Annotated in this window: 11 protein-coding genes; 3 read left to right on the forward strand and 8 right to left on the reverse strand. The window is 61.4% G+C overall.

Annotation, left to right across the window (positions count from 1 at the left end; translation table 11 throughout):
• The first annotated feature begins 29 nt into the window (after nucleotides 1-29).
• Nucleotides 30-1,139: a YeeE/YedE thiosulfate transporter family protein gene (locus G5229_RS10980; protein ID WP_216952316.1), complete on the forward strand. Its 1,110-nt coding sequence runs from the start codon at nucleotides 30-32 to the stop codon at nucleotides 1,137-1,139.
• 129 nt (nucleotides 1,140-1,268) lie between these two features.
• Here the strand turns inward: G5229_RS10980 and mgtA are convergent, their stop codons facing one another.
• The 3 genes from mgtA to G5229_RS10995 all read right to left on the reverse strand — a co-directional run bounded on the left by mgtA (nucleotide 1,269) and on the right by G5229_RS10995 (nucleotide 7,040).
• Nucleotides 1,269-4,031, reverse strand: coding sequence for a magnesium-translocating P-type ATPase (gene mgtA, locus G5229_RS10985; RefSeq protein WP_421209103.1), 2,763 nt, complete (start codon nucleotides 4,029-4,031; stop codon nucleotides 1,269-1,271).
• A 1,221-nt stretch (nucleotides 4,032-5,252) separates the two neighbouring features.
• Nucleotides 5,253-6,347 carry a porin OmpA gene (ompA, locus tag G5229_RS10990; protein ID WP_421209104.1) on the reverse strand — a complete coding sequence of 365 codons (1,095 nt, stop codon included), beginning with the start codon at nucleotides 6,345-6,347 and terminating at the stop codon, nucleotides 5,253-5,255.
• Between the two features lie 126 nt (nucleotides 6,348-6,473).
• Nucleotides 6,474-7,040, reverse strand: coding sequence for a TetR/AcrR family transcriptional regulator (locus G5229_RS10995; protein WP_182963048.1), 567 nt, complete (start codon nucleotides 7,038-7,040; stop codon nucleotides 6,474-6,476).
• A gap of 76 nt (nucleotides 7,041-7,116) precedes the next feature.
• On the opposite strand from G5229_RS10995, the gene G5229_RS11000 reads away from it, so the two are divergent.
• Nucleotides 7,117-7,569: an HPP family protein gene (locus G5229_RS11000; RefSeq protein ID WP_227342965.1), complete on the forward strand. Its 453-nt coding sequence runs from the start codon at nucleotides 7,117-7,119 to the stop codon at nucleotides 7,567-7,569.
• A 49-nt stretch (nucleotides 7,570-7,618) separates the two neighbouring features.
• Here the strand turns inward: G5229_RS11000 and ilvA are convergent, their stop codons facing one another.
• The 5 genes from ilvA to ilvG all read right to left on the reverse strand — a co-directional run bounded on the left by ilvA (nucleotide 7,619) and on the right by ilvG (nucleotide 14,006).
• Nucleotides 7,619-9,139, reverse strand: a complete 1,521-nt coding sequence (ilvA, locus tag G5229_RS11005) for a threonine ammonia-lyase, biosynthetic (RefSeq protein ID WP_167570662.1) — start codon at nucleotides 9,137-9,139, stop codon at nucleotides 7,619-7,621.
• A gap of 3 nt (nucleotides 9,140-9,142) precedes the next feature.
• A complete protein-coding gene (gene ilvD / locus G5229_RS11010) occupies nucleotides 9,143-10,984 on the reverse strand; it encodes a dihydroxy-acid dehydratase (RefSeq protein WP_421209105.1) in 1,842 nt (613 codons plus the stop codon).
• A gap of 143 nt (nucleotides 10,985-11,127) precedes the next feature.
• Nucleotides 11,128-12,072 (reverse strand): branched-chain amino acid transaminase, encoded by a 945-nt coding sequence (locus G5229_RS11015; protein ID WP_040067634.1) that lies wholly within the window; start codon nucleotides 12,070-12,072, stop codon nucleotides 11,128-11,130.
• Between the two features lie 12 nt (nucleotides 12,073-12,084).
• Nucleotides 12,085-12,363: an acetolactate synthase 2 small subunit gene (gene ilvM / locus G5229_RS11020; protein WP_005342011.1), complete on the reverse strand. Its 279-nt coding sequence runs from the start codon at nucleotides 12,361-12,363 to the stop codon at nucleotides 12,085-12,087.
• A complete protein-coding gene (gene ilvG, locus G5229_RS11025) occupies nucleotides 12,360-14,006 on the reverse strand; it encodes an acetolactate synthase 2 catalytic subunit (protein WP_421209106.1) in 1,647 nt (548 codons plus the stop codon). Before ilvG ends, ilvM begins: the two co-directional genes overlap by 4 nt.
• A 384-nt stretch (nucleotides 14,007-14,390) precedes the next feature.
• Between ilvG and G5229_RS11030 the strand changes: the two genes are divergently transcribed.
• On the forward strand, nucleotides 14,391-15,905 hold the full coding sequence (locus G5229_RS11030) for a YifB family Mg chelatase-like AAA ATPase (RefSeq protein ID WP_421209107.1): 1,515 nt from the start codon (nucleotides 14,391-14,393) through the stop codon (nucleotides 15,903-15,905).
• Nucleotides 15,906-15,908 lie beyond the last annotated feature (3 nt).

Genomic DNA, 15,908 nt, shown 5'->3' on the forward strand with positions numbered 1-15,908 from the left:
TCTCCATCCAGCTATAAGGAATTACAGCTATGACTCGAAAATGGTCGCTCCCCATCGTGGCAATCGCGGGGGGAGCGTTACTCTGGCTTGGCAACACCTTTGGTATGAAATGGGCCCTGATGGCCCTGATCGGATTCGGCTTTGGCTTCACCCTCTCCTTCAGCCGCTTCGGCATCGTGTTCGGTTGGCGCGAAATGCTGACCAAGCGCAACAGTTACTATGTGCGGGTTCACCTGCTCACCATCGCCATCGAAATTCTGCTGTTCACCACCTTCCTCTCCTTTAGTCACGCCCTGTTTGGCGATGCCATGGTGGGCAACGTGATGGCTATCGGCATTCCCTTCATCGTCGGTGCCTTCCTGTTCGGCATCGGCATGCAGCTGGCAGGCGTCTGTGCCACCGGCACTCTTTATTGCTGCGGCGAGGGACAACCCCGCTTCTGGCTGGTGCTGATCTGCTACGGAATCGGCACCCTCATCAGCAACCAGTTCCGCCCCGAACTGGAGGCCACCTTCTCCAGCCATGTGGTGCTGGCCAAGGATTTGACCGGCAATATCTGGAGCGGCATGCTGCTCAACCTGGCGCTGGTCGCCGCGCTGTTCCTGCTGTTTCGCAACAGCGAACTCAAGCGTACCGGCGAACTCAAGCCCCTCTTCAGCGGCGGCAACCTGTTCTGGCGCGATGGCCGCTTCACCGTGCTGACCGGCGGCATCATCATCGCCATACTCAACTCCACTGTCGTCGCCCTGCACGGCTCGGCCTGGACCATCACAGGCGCCGTCTATGACATGGCGCTGCGCGGCGCCTCTCTGTTCGGCCTGTTCGAGGGCAACCCCAAGCTGGCCCAGCCACTCTTCATCAATCCCATGGTCGGCATGTTCTGGCTCGGCATTCTGGGGGCCATGCTGGCGCGCTGCATCAGCGGTGGCGGAAACTTCGCCCCGATGCGGATCGGCAACAGTCTGGCATCCATCCTCGGCGGCCTGCTGATGGGGATGGGCGCCATGTACAGCGCCTGCAACCTCGGCGGCTTCTTCGACGGCACCGCCTCCGGCAGCCTGCACGGCTGGGTCTGGATGCTGATGGCCCTCGCCGGCAGCCTGATCGGTATTCGCCTGCGCCCGCTGTTCAAGCTCTAAGCCACAGGCCGGTACTCGCCAACAAGGGAGTCGGGTCACACCAAATAAAGAGAGCCAGTCCGCTTGCGTGGGCTGGCTCTCTTTTTTCTGTCGCGCCGGGATCACACCGGCCCGTCAGCTAGCACGTCATCAGAACCACTGGCCGTGGCGCTTGATGTAGATGGTCTTGACGGTCTGGGTCAGCCCCATGTAGGCCAGCATGGTGATCACCAGCCACATGAAGTACTTGGGCCCATCCAGAGTGATGAAGCCGAAGTGCTCAGCCACAGGCGAGAAGGGCAGGTAACAGCCGATGGCAATGGCGATCGAGGTGGAGAGCAGCACCGGCAGGGTAGCGGTACTCTGCAGGAACGGGATCTTGCGGGTACGCAGCATATGTACCACCAGCGTCTGCGACACCAGCCCCTCGATAAACCAGCCGGAGTTCATGATGGCCTGACCGTTGACCAGCGGATCCATACTGCCGTTGGCGGTGGCATAGAGGGCGCCAGCACCGAACACGAACCACATCAGGCAGTAGGTGCTGATATCGAACACCGACGAGGTCGGGCCGAGCCAGAGCATGAAGCGCTTGATGTTGCTCGCCTCCCACTTGCGCGGCCGCTTGAGGAACTCGGGATCCATCTTGTCCCACGGCAGCAGCATCTGGGAGACGTCATACACCAGGTTCTGGATCAGCATCTGCATCGCCAGCATGGGTGCCCATGGCAGCCAGGCGGAAGCCACCAGCACCGAGAAGACGTTGCCGAAGTTGGAACTGGCGGTCATGTTGAGGTACTTGAGGATGTTGCCAAAGGTCTCGCGCCCCTTGATCACCCCCTCCTCCAGCACCATCAGACTCTTCTCCAGCAGGATGATGTCGGCGGTCTCCTTGGCGATGTCGGCACCGCTGTCCACCGAGATCCCTACGTCCGCATCCCGCAGCGCCGGCGCATCGTTGATGCCGTCACCGAGGAAACCGACGGTGTTGCCGTTGGCCTGCAGCGCCTTCACCACCCGCGACTTCTGCAGCGGGGTGAGCTTGGCGAAGATGGTGGTCTGCTTGACCACCTCGCACAACGCCACGTCATCCATTCCTTCGATATCCTTGCCGAGCAGCGGTAAGCCGGGCTCCAGCCCTACGTCACGACACACCTTGCTGGTGATGATGGGATTGTCACCGGTCAGCACCTTGACCGCCACACCATAGTCGTTCAGCGCACGGATGGCCGGTGCGGCCGAATCCTTGGGCGGATCGAAGAAGGTGAGGAAGCCGCGCACCACCAGATTGACCTCATCACTGGTACGATAGCTCTGCTTGCACTCGCCTGCCGGGATCTCGCGGGTCGCCACGATCAGTACCCGATAGCCCTCGGCATTGAACTCCTCGCTCTGGCGCAGCAGGGCAAGGCGATCGGCGTCGGTCAGATCCCGCACCTCCTGGCCATCGGCGATCTGGCTGGAGACGGCCAGCATCTCTTCCACCGCCCCCTTGGAGACCATCAGCTGCTGGCCACGCTCATCCTGTACGATCACCGACAGACGGCGGCGCACGAAGTCGAATGGCAACTCATCCACCTTGCTGTAACCAGCCGGCTTGCAGCCAGCTCCCAGCACATCGGCATGCTCGATCACCGCGATGTCCATCAGGTTCTTCATGCCGCTCTGATGATAACTGTTGAGCCAGGCCAGCAGCAGGATCCGGTCGTCCCGGTTGCCACGCACGTCGTAGTGGTGCTCGAGGATGATCTTGTCCTGGGTCAGGGTACCTGTCTTGTCGGTGCAGAGCACGTCCATGGCACCGAAGTTCTGCACCGAGTTGAGCCGTTTGACCACCACCTTGCGCTTGGCCATGGCCACCGCCCCTCGCGCCAGGTTGGCGGAGACGATCATCGGCAGCATCTCGGGGGTGAGCCCTACCGCCACCGCCAGCGCGAAGGTGAGCGCCGACATCCAGTCACCACTGCTGATACCACTGAGCATAAAGACGATGGGCACCATCACCAGCATGAAGCGGATCAGCAGCCTGGTGACGCTGTTGACGCCGCGATCGAAACTGGTCTCGATGCGCTTGTGGCTCACCACGTTGCGGGCCAGCGAACCGAAGTAGGTGTCGCTGCCGGTGGCCACCACCACAGCCTTGGCTGTACCGCTCACCACGTTGGTGCCCATGAAGCAGATGTTGGGCTGATCGAGCAACCCCACGTCCCCTGTGCTGTTGCCGTCTGCCGACTTCTCGGCCACAGCTCCCAGAGTGTCATACTTCTCTACCGGCAGTGCTTCACCGGTCAGCACCGCCTGGCTGATGAAGAGATCGCGGGATTCAATCAGCTTGATGTCGGCGGGGATCATGTCTCCCGCCTGCAAGTGCACTATGTCTCCGGCCACCAGCTCGGTCATTGCCACCTCCTTGCGCTGGGGGGTAGCGCCCGGCGAGGGACGACGCTGTACAGTGGCAGTGTTGCGCACCAGTGACTTGAGCGCCTCGGCCGCCTTGGCGGAACGGTACTCCTGCCAGAAGCGCAGCAGACCGCTCAGGCCCACCATGACACCGAGGATGATCACCTTGACCCAGTCCTCATCACCCGGCTCGGCCATCAGCACGTCCATCACGTAACTGACCAGCCCAAGCACCATCAAGACCATCACAAACGGGTTTTTGAACGCCTGCAGCAGCTGGATCAATGGATGGGGCGGCTTGTCGTGGGTCACCTCGTTGGGGCCAAACTGGACCAGACGGTTGGCCGCCTCGGTCGCGGTCAGGCCGTCGATATTGCCGCGCACGGCAGTGAGGGTGTATTCGAGGGACTTGTCGGCCTCGTCGAGCACCCGGGAGGAGAGCTTCTCATTGGCACGGCCCGGGGCGACGAACCCCTGTTGCTTGTGCCGGCTGGCAGTATGTTGTTGCTTCATAACTTTAAATCCTGATTTTCGCTTGCAGAAGGGCCCTGTCGCGGGCCAGGCCAGGCGTCAGTACTGATATCGAAAGCTGTGAACCCGACTCGTTGCCGGCACGCTCAACTGGCGCGCACGGGGCGGCTCGTCAGACAAATGTCTGCCGTCGAGCTAACCTGCATGGTTGGGTCAGATCAGGGGTCAGAACACCGCATCCCGTCCCCGCAGGGGGGATCAGGAGTGGGGAGACGTGAACCCCGAGGGTCGAGGTTTGGGCTCTTCGGTCATACGATATCCTCCGAGTGGGGTGGAGAGAGGGCCGGACGAACCATGGACAGCGATACACACTGTCGTTGGCAGGCATGGCCGCGAGTCTGCATTATCAGCGGACCAATCCGGTGATCCCGCAACTAGAGCGGCATCACCCATAAAGAAAATCAGGATTACGACAGTTTGAAATAACTGGATGCGGGCAGGAAATAGTATCAGTGATATCTGGCGGGTAAGAACATCGGAGAAAACCACGCCTATAGAAATATTACAGCGCGACCCTTGCCACCGCCGAAATATATTAATCAATCACATCATTTATTTTAATGTGCAACCTGCCATATCGAAAACGAAATAGTTTTCAATATGAGATTATCCATCTTGTTATTTTACGCTTGATCCCTTCCCGACCACGGCACGGATGCATGGTTCCGACGCTGTGACGGCCCTGACGGGCAGTACCGGGATGCATGATGAAGCGTTCAATTGCAGGGGTCGCGAGGCGCGCATGGCTCGCAGATGAGCGGAACGATCCAGATTTACAACCGGAATCCCTGATGAAGGCGGGATAAAGAGGTTGTGAGAGTCGATGCTGACTCATATAGATGCTGCACTCTATGCTTGTGATTCGAGCAATCAGAGTGAGAGAGAAGATAAAATATTCGGCCTCAGCTCTGGTAAACCCGCATCGCGATTTGCAATCGGCTACAACTGTCGCAGTCCATAATATTTACCTATCTATTGATACCACGCAGAGATTCTAACCAAAAGGATCTTCAGGCGCAAAGTTTAATTCTATTTTTTTACCCTGTAATTTCCTGGAAATATAATAACTATTCCTATTAGGAAAAGATTCGATAACTCATGATGTTGGCAAATCAGGTCTGCACCACCATCCGATCACGCTGACCATAGAAAACGGGAGGCCTGGCCTCCCGTTCTTCTCGAATCCCATCTCTAGCCGCAGCATCACTGCGCCGGCTGGGAAACCCCTTCCAGATGGATTTCAACCCGACGATCCGGTGCCAGACAGGCAATCAGCTCCTGTTTGGAACGGCTGGCGCAGTTGTTGCCAGTAACCGGATTGGCCTTGCCACGCCCTTCGACCCGCACCTTGTCAGCATACAAGCCTTTGGCTACCAGATAGCTGGCCACGCTCTGGGCCCGCTTCTCGGAGAGGGCCAGGTTGTAGTTGTCGGAGCCGATGCGGTCGGTATAACCGACCACGGTCGCGACGCCATCCTTCGGATTGGCCGCCACAATCTGGCTGAACAGGGCATCGAGCGCCTGGCTGGCGGCTGGTTTCAGGGTCGCCTTGTTGAACTCGAACAGCACATCGGAACTCAGGCTGAAGGTCTTGGGCTCCACCACCACAGCCGGGGCAGGCTCGGCTGCCGGAGCTGGCGCCGGCACAGCAACCTCACCCCCTTGCTGACCGAAACGATAGAGCATGCCGAACGAAATCAGGCCGTTATCCAGCTCGATGCCTGAGCGATCGAGAGAGGCATCTCCCAGCGGCGTAGTGTACTGGTACTCCAGACGGGCGGCCCAGTCACGATCGATGGCGTACTCGGCACCCAGCGCCCCGACAAATGCGGCGCCATGCTTTTTACCGGTCTCGCTGCTATTGGCGAAGCTGATCTCGCTATCCGTCCAGGCATAGGCACCGCCGAGCCGGCCATAAAGATCGAGCACATTCGTTGCCGGGAAGCTGATCTTCATGGTGGCCTGAATCATCTGGCTCTTGGCTTCGGTATTGAGGGTATTGGCGCCGGTGCCCGAGGTGGTGTCGTATTTGCCAAGCCAGTCATAACCCAGCTCGAACCCCAGGCTGGGGTTGAGCTGGTAACCGGCGAACAGACCCAGACCCAGATCATCCGTGTTCTCGCTGGTATTACCCAACGTCTGGGCAATCGACTCGGCATACTGGTTGTGGTCAACGCCATAGTAATTGGACCAACCGGCCTTGCCACCGACATACCAGGTATTGTCCTGAGCAGCGGCCTGCACGGCTCCGGCCGCCAGCAAACCACTGACCAATACGGCAAGCATGGATTTATTCATATTTTCGCCTCTGCAATAAGTCGTTATGGGCGCCTGAGTGCGCACTCTTCCCTGTGTGAAGCCGTCAGGCGGCCTCTCCGCTATTCAGGGTATCCCATCCGAACGCAGCCTCAAATGACCAGCATCTCAGGAGTGTGAAGCGGCCTGCATTATCGCGCCATCGTCGGCCAAAATGGTCTTTGCCAGCATTCTGGCCTGCTCCAACGCCAGTGGCTGCTGATAGCTGTGAGCCATCACGATCGCCCCCTCCAGCAACAGGCAAAGCTCGGTGGCCTGTGCCAGAGAACAGTTGAGCTGGTTTATCACCCAGCCCAATAACGCCTGCTTGTGGGCCATCACCAGCTTGCGCACCGGATGGCGTGGGTCGGCAAACTCGGCGCTGGCGTTGATAAAGTTGCAGCCATAGAAATCAGAGCGGCCAAACCACGCCGCGAAACCATCGAACAGCGCCTGGAGGCGAGCTTCACGTCCGCTCACACCGGCCAGCCGCTGGTCAAGCAAGGCGAAGAACTCCCGGTCACGAGCGAGCAGCACCTCCTCAATCAAGGCATCCTTGGTCGGGAAGTGGCGATAGAGGGTGCGCTTGGTACTCCCCGCCTCGGCCCAGATGCGATCTATGCCGGTGGCATGAAAGCCATGACGGTTGAACAGACGGTAGGCCGTCGCCACCAGTTGTTGACGCTTCTCACTCATGATTTGCCTCTTGAAGTACACCGATCTGTCTACCTAATGTGCCTAATCAGTTCTGGCAAACCAAGAGGAAAGCATGATGACAAAATGGTATGGCCCGTTATGGGCAGGTGTGGGCGCCGCACTCACCATCGGCATATTGGGATGGCTCAATCTGAGCTGGCATGTCGCGCTAGTCATGGCACCTTTCGGGGCCAGCTGTGTGTTGTTGTTTTCCCTGCCAGATAGTCCGCTGGCGCGCCCCAAAAACGTGCTGGGTGGACACCTGCTGACGGCCTGCGTCGGACTGGTCATCGGCCTGCTTCCCCTCCCTGCTGAAATGCAGATGGCTCTGGCAACCGGGCTGGCCATCGCCCTGATGCAGGGACTGAATATTCTTCACCCTCCGGCGGGCGCCAATCCCTTGCTGATCCTGATGACAGGACAAGAGCCAGCCTTCCTGTGGCAAACGGTGCTGCCCGGCACCCTGCTGCTGATGGCACTGGCCCATGGATTTCAATGGCTCAGACAGAAGTTCCCAATTGCAGCCTAAAAACAGAGGGAGGACAACGCCTCCCTCCTGCTTCATCGCGATCCCGCCATCAACTAGCCAGGAATAGCCGGTAGGCGGGGTCGTCGCTCACCTCTTTCCAGCCGTAGCCAATCTCGCGCAGGTAGTCGTGGAAGGCTGCCACGTCTTCATCCGGCAGCTCGAAGGCGCAGAGCACGCGGCCATAGTCGGCACCGTGGTTACGGTAGTGGAACAGGCTGATGTTCCAGCGACAACCCAGTGTCTCGAGGAAGCGCATCAGGGCGCCCGGCTGCTCCGGAAACTTGAAGCTGTAGAGACGCTCACCAAGGGGCCGGGCCGGGCGGCCGCCAATCATGTAGCGCACATGATTCTTGGCCAGCTCGCTCTCGGTCATGTTGACCACTGGATAGCCGTTGCCACCGAGCTGATCGATGATCTGGCCGAGCTCTTCGTCACCGCCGGTGAGGCGCACCGAAACGAACAGCGACGCCTGTTCGGCATCGGCGTAGCGATAGTTGAACTCGGTCACCATGCGGGGGCCAAGCTGACGACAGAAGTCGAGGAAGGCCCCCTTGCGCTCGGGGATGGTCACCGCCAGCATGCCCTCGCGCTTCTCGCCGATCTCGCAGCGCTCCGACACGTAGCGCAGGCTGTGGAAGTTAACGTTGGCGCCGGAGAGAATGGCCGCCATCCGCCCCCCTTTGACCTGCTCCCGCTCGCTGTAGGCCTTGAGGCCCGCCAGCGAGAGGGCGCCCGACGGCTCGGCGATGGCGCGGCAGTCGTCGAAGATGTCTTTCAGTGCGGCGCAGATCTGGTCGTTGGAGACGGTCACCACCTCGTCCAGATACTGGTTGCACAGGCGGAAGGTCTCCTCGCCGATGCGCTTGACCGCCACCCCGTCCGCAAACAGCGAGACCCGCTCCAGATTGACCGGCTCGCCGGCCGCCAGCGCCGCCTTGAGACAGGCAGACCCTTCAGCCTCCACCCCGATCACCTTCACATCCGGCAGCAGTTGCTTGATATAGACCGCCACCCCGGCGGCCAACCCACCGCCGCCCACCGGCACAAAGACGTGAGTGAGGTGGGTATCCTGCTCCAGCAACTCCTTGCCGATGGTGCCCTGCCCGGCGATCACCTCGACGTCGTCAAACGGCGGGATCAGGGTGTAACCCTCCAGCTCGGAGAGGCGGCGGCTCTCGCCGTAGGCCTCGTCGAAACTGTTGCCAAACAGCATGACGTTGCCGCCCTGCCGGCGCACCGCGTCGATCTTGATATCCGGCGTGGTCTTGGGCATCACGATGATCGCCTTGATGCCGAGCTTGGCGGCCGACAGGGCGACCCCCTGTGCGTGGTTGCCAGCAGAGGCGGCGATAACGCCGCGCGCCTTCTGCTCCTCGGTCAGGGTGGCGATCTTGTGATAGGCGCCGCGCAGCTTGAAGGAGTGGACCGGTTGCAGATCCTCCCGCTTCAGGCTGACATGGTTGCCGAGCCGCTCGGAAAGTTTCTTCAGGGTTTGCAGGGGGGTCACCCGCGCCGCCTCATAGACGGGGGAGAGCAACACCTTGCGTAGATAATCCGCCGCAGAGACCATGATTTATTCCCCCAGCATCGAGCGATCGCGAACCGCGCCCTTGTCGGCACTGGTGGCGAACATGGCGTAGGCGCGCAGGGCAAAGGAGACCTGACGCTGACGATCGAGCGGCTTCCAGCCCCGAGCCTCGACGGCGACGCGGCGGGCGGCCAGCACGCTGTCGGCCACCTCCAGCACCATGCTGCGGGCCGGGATATTGATGCTGATGATGTCGCCATCCTCCACCAGACCTATGGTGCCGCCAGAGGCTGCTTCCGGCGAGACGTGGCCGATGGAGAGGCCCGAGGTACCGCCGGAGAAGCGGCCGTCGGTGATCAGGGCGCACGCCTTGCCGAGCCCCATGGACTTGAGATAAGTGGTGGGGTAGAGCATCTCCTGCATGCCCGGACCCCCTTTCGGCCCTTCGTAGCGGATCACCACTACCTCGCCTGCTTTCACGGTACCATCGAGGATGCCGCTCACCGCGCTCTCCTGACTCTCGAATACCCGGGCCGGGCCACGGAAGGTGAGGTTCTCCTCATCCACCCCGGCAGTCTTGACGATGGCGCCGTTGACCGCGAGGTTGCCAGAGAGCACCGCCAGCCCCCCCTCCTGGCTGTAGGCGTTATCCAGCGAGCGGATGCAGCCTTCGGCGCGGTCCAGATCCAGCTCCGGCCAGCGGCAATCCTGACTGAACGCCTTGGTGGTGCGGATCCCGGCCGGCCCGGCGCGGTAGAAGTCCACCACCTCCTGACTCGGCTGGCGGCTGACGTCATATTCATTGAGCTGTTCGACGAGGGAGCAACCCAGCACGGTACGGGTATCCCCATGCACCAGGCCCGCTTTTTCCAGCTGACCCAGAATGGCGACCACGCCACCGGCACGGTGCACATCTTCCATATGGTATTTCTGGGTAGAAGGCGCCACCTTGCAGAGCTGCGGCACCTTGCGCGACATGCGGTCGATGTCGGCCATGGTGAAGTCGACGCCCGCCTCCTGGGCCGCCGCCAGCAGGTGCAGCACGGTATTGGTGGAGCCACCCATGGCGATGTCGAGCGCCATGGCGTTCTCGAACGCCGCCTTGGTGGCGATGTTGCGCGGCAGTGCCGAGGCATCGTCCTGCTCATACCAGCGTTTGGCCAGCGTCACGATGCGCTGGCCCGCCAGCTTGAACAGCTGCTCGCGGTCGCTGTGGGTCGCCAGCAGCGAGCCGTTACCCGGCTGGGAGAGACCCAGCGCCTCGGTCAGACAGTTCATGGAGTTGGCGGTGAACATGCCGGAGCAGGAGCCGCAGGTGGGGCAGGCACTGCGCTCCACCTGTTCGCTCTGGGCGTCGGAAACCTTGGGGTCGGCGCCCTGGATCATGGCGTCCACCAGGTCCAGCTTGATGATCTGGTCGGAGAGCTTGGTCTTGCCCGCTTCCATCGGGCCGCCGGAGACGAAGATCACCGGGATGTTGATGCGCAGGGCGGCCATCAGCATCCCCGGAGTGATCTTGTCGCAGTTGGAGATGCAGACCATGGCGTCGGCGCAGTGGGCGTTGACCATGTACTCCACCGAATCCGCGATAAGCTCGCGCGACGGCAGGGAGTAGAGCATGCCGCCGTGGCCCATGGCGATGCCGTCATCTACTGCTATGGTGTTGAACTCCTTGGCGACGCCGCCAGCGGCTTCAATCTCGCGCGCAACCAGCTGGCCCAGATCCTTGAGGTGGACGTGGCCCGGCACGAACTGGGTGAAGGAGTTGACCACGGCGATGATGGGCTTGCCGAAATCCTGATCGGTCATTCCGGTGGCACGCCACAGGGCGCGGGCCCCGGCCATGTTACGTCCGTGGGTGGTGGTGGCGGATCTCAACTTCGGCATGTCTCTACTCCCTGAATGCCCATATGGGCTCGATGCGTTATGCGGTGATGATACGAGTGGATCGGAATCGATCCTGGTGAAAGCTCCTCTGGGAAGTTCTCACCGGAAGCGACTCGGGGAGGCACAGCGCCTCCCCTCTCTCATCAGTCGTTGACTGGCGTCAGCCAGCCCCACTTGTCCTCGGTCTTGCCATTGAACAGGCCGAAGAAGGCGTTCTGCAGCTGCTCGGTCACCGGGCCACGGCTGCCAGCCCCTACCTTCATCCGATCGACGGAGCGCACCGGGGTCACTTCGGCGGCGGTGCCGGTCATAAAGATCTCGTCTGCGACGTAGAGCGCCTCACGGGGCAGCGCCTGCTCGCGCACCTCGTAACCCAAGTCACGCGCGAGCGTCATGATGGTGTCGCGGGTGATGCCGGGCAGGATGGCTGCGGTGGCAGGCGGGGTAAACAGCACGCCATTCTTCACCAGGAACAGGTTCTCCCCCGCCCCTTCGCTCAGGTAGCCGTTCACATCCAGCGCCAGCCCCTCGGCAAAGCCGTTGCGCTTGGCCTCGCGGCTGATCAGCTGGGATGACAAATAGTTGCCGCCCGCCTTGGCGCCAGTGGGAATGGTGTTGGGAGCGAGCCGGTTCCATGAGGTGACGCACACATCCACCCCGTTTTTCAGCCCCTCTTCCCCCAGATAAGCGCCCCACGGCAGGGCAGCCACCATCAGGTCAGCCTTGGCATCCAGCGGCGGATGCAGCCCCAGCCCCACGTTGCCGACAAAGGCCAGCGGGCGCAGGTAGCCGCTCTTCAGGCCGTTCTCGCGCACCACGGTGCGGCAGGCTTCATTCACTTCGGACTCGCTGTAGGGGACATCCATCCAGTAGATCTTGGCGGAGTCGAACAGGCGGCGGGTGTGCTCCTGCAGACGGAAGATGCAGGTGCCTTTGGGGGTATCGTAGGCACGCACCCCCTCAAACACCGAGGAGCCGTAGTGCAGGGCGTGGCTCATCACGTGCACCTGGGCATCCTGCCAGGGCACCAGTTTGCCATTGAACCAGATGTATTGCGGGTGAGTGGCGGATTGGGAAGGCTGTGACATTGGCTTGGCTCCTTAAGCTCTGATTCGGGGTTGCTGTTCCAGTGCATCGACCCGGGAGACGTCCACCAACTTCACCAGCTGGCTCCACAACTGCTGGATGGGACGTACCGACTCGACAGTAACCGTGATCCGCAGCTGTTGGCAATCCTGCTCCATATTAAGGGCGCAGAGATTGAAACCGCGGTGACGCACCACCCGCAGCACCCGCTCCATCACTTCCGGTCTGGGCTGGGCGTGGATATGCAGGGTGTGTTGTGCAAATGCGGGCTGGGCAAGGGTGTGCGGGTTCATGGGCGTTGCTCCATCATCTGGTGGTTGGCGACTCCCGGCGGAACCAGGGGCCAGACGTTTTCTTCCTCTGAAATAGCCACATGCAGCAGGTAGGCACTCTCGCTTGCCAGCAGGCGATCGAGGGCTCCGGCTATCTGCTCCTTGCATGTGATGGTCTCACCCGGAATGCCGAAAGCGGCAGCCAGGGCAACGAAATCGGGGTTGTCGGAGAGGATGGTCTCGCTGTAGCGGCCGTCGAAGAACAGCTCCTGCCACTGGCGCACCATGCCGAGGCGCTGGTTATCCAGCAGCACCATCTTCACCTTGAGCTGGGCGCGGCGGATGGTGCCGAGCTCCTGCACGTTCATCATGAAAGAGCCGTCACCGCTTACCAGCACCACTTCATCCTCCGGGCGCGACATCTTGGCGCCGATGGCGGCGGGCAGACCGAAACCCATGGTGCCGAGGCCGGCGCTGGAGAGGTGGTTGCGCGGGCTGGTGAAACGCATGTGCTGGGCCACCCACATCTGGTGCTGACCCACGTCGCAGGCGACCACGCTGCTCTCCGGCAACTTGGCAGATAGCTGTTTGAGCAAAGCCGGAGCGTAGATGGCCTGACCCGGATGGTCGTAGCGAAACGCATATTCGCGGGCCATGGCGGCGCAGTGTTCACGCCAGGGGGCGATGTCGAGAGTCATGGCGAGGCGTGGCAACACCTGCTTGAGATCCGTGGTGATACCCACCTCGGCGGCGCGGCGCTTGCCGAACTCGGCGGCATCCACATCGAGATGGATCACCTTGGCTTCGGGAGCAAACTCCTCCAGCTTGCCGGTCACCCGATCATCGAAACGGGCGCCCACCACCAGCAGCAGATCGCACTGCTGCACCGCGTAGTTGGCGGCCTTGGTGCCGTGCATGCCGAGCATGCCCAGATAAACGGAACTATCGGGGTCGAGCGCTCCAATCCCCTTGAGGGTGGTGACCGCAGGCATGCCGGTTGCGGCAGCAAAGTCGCGCAACTGCTGCTCGGCATTGGCCATGCCCACTCCGCCACCGACGTAGAGCACCGGACGCTCGGCGGCAGCGATCAGAGTGCGGGCTGCGGTCAGCTCCGAGAGGTTGAGCACCTCCGGCTCTTCTACCGCAAACAGCGGGCTCTGGGGCGGCACGGCGGCCAGCTGCACATCCTTGGGGAGATCAATGAGCACAGGGCCGGGGCGCCCTTCGGTGGCGATGGCGAAAGCTTCTGCCAGCACCCGCCCCAGATCGGTGGCATCGGTCACCATGAAGGAGTGCTTGGTGCAGGAGAGGGACATGCCGAGCACGTCGACCTCCTGAAACGCATCGGTGCCGATGGCGGAACAGGGCACCTGTCCACTGATGGCCACCAGAGGCACCGAATCGAGCAGCGCCTCCGCCAGACCGGTTACCAGATTGGTAGCTCCGGGGCCGGAAGTGGCGATGCAGACCCCCACCTGACCGGAGGCGCGGGCATAACCGACCGCGGCCATGGCGGCACCCTGCTCGTGGCGGCAGAGCTGATGGGCCAGACCACCGTCATACAGGGCATCGTAGACCGGCATGATGGCCCCGCCCGGGTAACCAAACACCTGGGTCACACCCTGTTTTTTGAGAGCCTGTACCAAAAACTGCGCGCCGTTCATGTGGAAAATCCTGTCCTTTGGTCGAAAAAAAACCCCCGGGCTGTGAGGCTCGGGGGTCGCTTGTTTCGTTCTGTCCGGTGGTGGGTCTATCCCTTGTTCCGTGCAGCTAAACGAGCCCCGAGCGGTGAGATAATAATCACCACTAGGACCACAATAATGCTGACGAAACGGGAGGCCATGTTCATAGTTACAACCGGAAATCCTGTGAAATTGGGGCGGTTTCTACCGCGAATGGCTATTAGAACTAGCACGGTGATTTTTATTGGGCAAGCCTTTTTTCTGTGACAACCCACTGATTTTGGCTATTCCTCAGCCGGAACTATGGAATAAAAAACCAACAATAGGCAGTTAGTCAGAACATATATCAACTCAAGGACGGGATTTATGTCATTAGCTGTGGTTTATAGCCGTGCCAGCCTCGGGATCGCGGCCCCGCAAGTTACAGTGGAAGTCCACCTATCCAACGGCCTGCCCGCCTTCAACATGGTCGGCCTGCCGGAAACCTCGGTGAAGGAGTCGCGGGATCGGGTGCGCAGCGCTCTGCTCAACGGCAATTTCGAGTTCCCGAGCAAACACATCACGGTCAATCTGGCCCCCGCCGATCTGCCCAAGGAGGGGGGCCGCTTCGATCTGGCCATCGCCATCGGCATTCTCGCCGCTTCCAAGCAGATACCCGCAAAATACCTGCTCGATCACGAATTTTTGGGGGAGTTGGCCCTGACCGGAGAGATCCGCCCCGTACTCGGGGTACTGCCTGCCGTACTCGCCTGCCGGGATGCGGGACGCACCCTGCTGGTGCCGCGGGAGAACGGCCCGGAAGCCTCCCTCATTCAGGATGCCGAGGTGCGCACCGCCCACCAGCTGCTGGCAGTCACCGCCTGGCTGGCAGGACAATACGAACTGCCACTGCCGAATCCCCAAAGCGCGGAGAGCCTGCCCGATGTGCCAGACCTGCAGGATGTGATTGGCCAGTCACAGGCCAAGCGGGCGCTGGAGATCGCCGCTGCCGGCAGCCACAACCTGCTGTTCATCGGCCCACCCGGCACCGGCAAGAGCATGCTGGCGAGCCGATTGCCCGGCATTCTGCCGCCGCTCAGCGAGCAGGAGGCGCAGCAGACCGCCGCCATCCACTCCATCGGCGGCCTCACTCCGCGCGCCGGTCACTGGCACCACAGACCCTATCGCACGCCCCACCACAGTGCCTCCGCAGTAGCGCTGGTGGGCGGCGGCAGCCACCCAAGGCCCGGCGAAATATCGTTGGCCCACAACGGGGTACTGTTTCTGGATGAATTGCCCGAGTTCGAGCGCAAGGTGCTCGACTCCCTGCGCGAGCCGCTGGAGACGGGCCACATCACCATCAGCCGTGCCGCCCGTCAGGTAGACTTTCCCGCTCGCTTCCAGCTGGTGGGCGCCATGAACCCCAGCCCCTGCGGCCACTATGGTGACGGCCAGACCCGCTCCAGCCCGGATCAGATCTTGCGCTACCTCGGCAAGCTCTCCGGCCCCTTTCTCGACCGCTTCGATCTGACGGTGGAAGTGCCACTGCTACCCAAGGGCAGCCTGACCGGCAAGGCGGAGCGGGGGGAGTCGAGCCAGCAGATCCGCGATCGGGTACTGGTGGCACGGGAGCGCATGCTGAGTCGCAACGGCAAGCTCAACAACCTGCTGGATAGCCGTGAGATAGAGGATATTTGCCGCCTATCACCGCAAGATGCCGAATTTTTGGAGAACGCCATCCAGAAGCTGGGGCTCAGCATCCGGGCCTGGCATCGCATCCTGCGGGTGTCACGCACCATCGCCGATCTGGCCGGGCAACCCGCCATCAGCAAGGAGCATCTTATCGAGGCGCTCGGTTATCGCGCCATGGACAGGCTGCTGTCGCGACTGCGCAGCAGCTGACAG

Source organism: Aeromonas sp. 602396 (assembly GCF_049173735.1).
In the GTDB taxonomy this organism is placed as follows: domain Bacteria; phylum Pseudomonadota; class Gammaproteobacteria; order Enterobacterales; family Aeromonadaceae; genus Aeromonas; species Aeromonas veronii_A.

Excerpts from the sequence above, each read along its gene's own strand:
- G5229_RS10980 (WP_216952316.1), top strand. The coding sequence starts at position 30 with ATGACTCGAAAATGGTCGCTCCCCATCGTGGCAATCGCGGGGGGAGCG.
- mgtA (WP_421209103.1), bottom strand. The coding sequence starts at position 4,031 with ATGAAGCAACAACATACTGCCAGCCGGCACAAGCAACAGGGGTTCGTC.
- ompA (WP_421209104.1), bottom strand. The coding sequence starts at position 6,347 with ATGAATAAATCCATGCTTGCCGTATTGGTCAGTGGTTTGCTGGCGGCC.
- G5229_RS10995 (WP_182963048.1), bottom strand. The coding sequence starts at position 7,040 with ATGAGTGAGAAGCGTCAACAACTGGTGGCGACGGCCTACCGTCTGTTC.
- G5229_RS11000 (WP_227342965.1), top strand. The coding sequence starts at position 7,117 with ATGACAAAATGGTATGGCCCGTTATGGGCAGGTGTGGGCGCCGCACTC.
- ilvA (WP_167570662.1), bottom strand. The coding sequence starts at position 9,139 with ATGGTCTCTGCGGCGGATTATCTACGCAAGGTGTTGCTCTCCCCCGTC.
- ilvD (WP_421209105.1), bottom strand. The coding sequence starts at position 10,984 with ATGCCGAAGTTGAGATCCGCCACCACCACCCACGGACGTAACATGGCC.
- G5229_RS11015 (WP_040067634.1), bottom strand. The coding sequence starts at position 12,072 with ATGTCACAGCCTTCCCAATCCGCCACTCACCCGCAATACATCTGGTTC.
- ilvM (WP_005342011.1), bottom strand. The coding sequence starts at position 12,363 with ATGAACCCGCACACCCTTGCCCAGCCCGCATTTGCACAACACACCCTG.
- ilvG (WP_421209106.1), bottom strand. The coding sequence starts at position 14,006 with ATGAACGGCGCGCAGTTTTTGGTACAGGCTCTCAAAAAACAGGGTGTG.
- G5229_RS11030 (WP_421209107.1), top strand. The coding sequence starts at position 14,391 with ATGTCATTAGCTGTGGTTTATAGCCGTGCCAGCCTCGGGATCGCGGCC.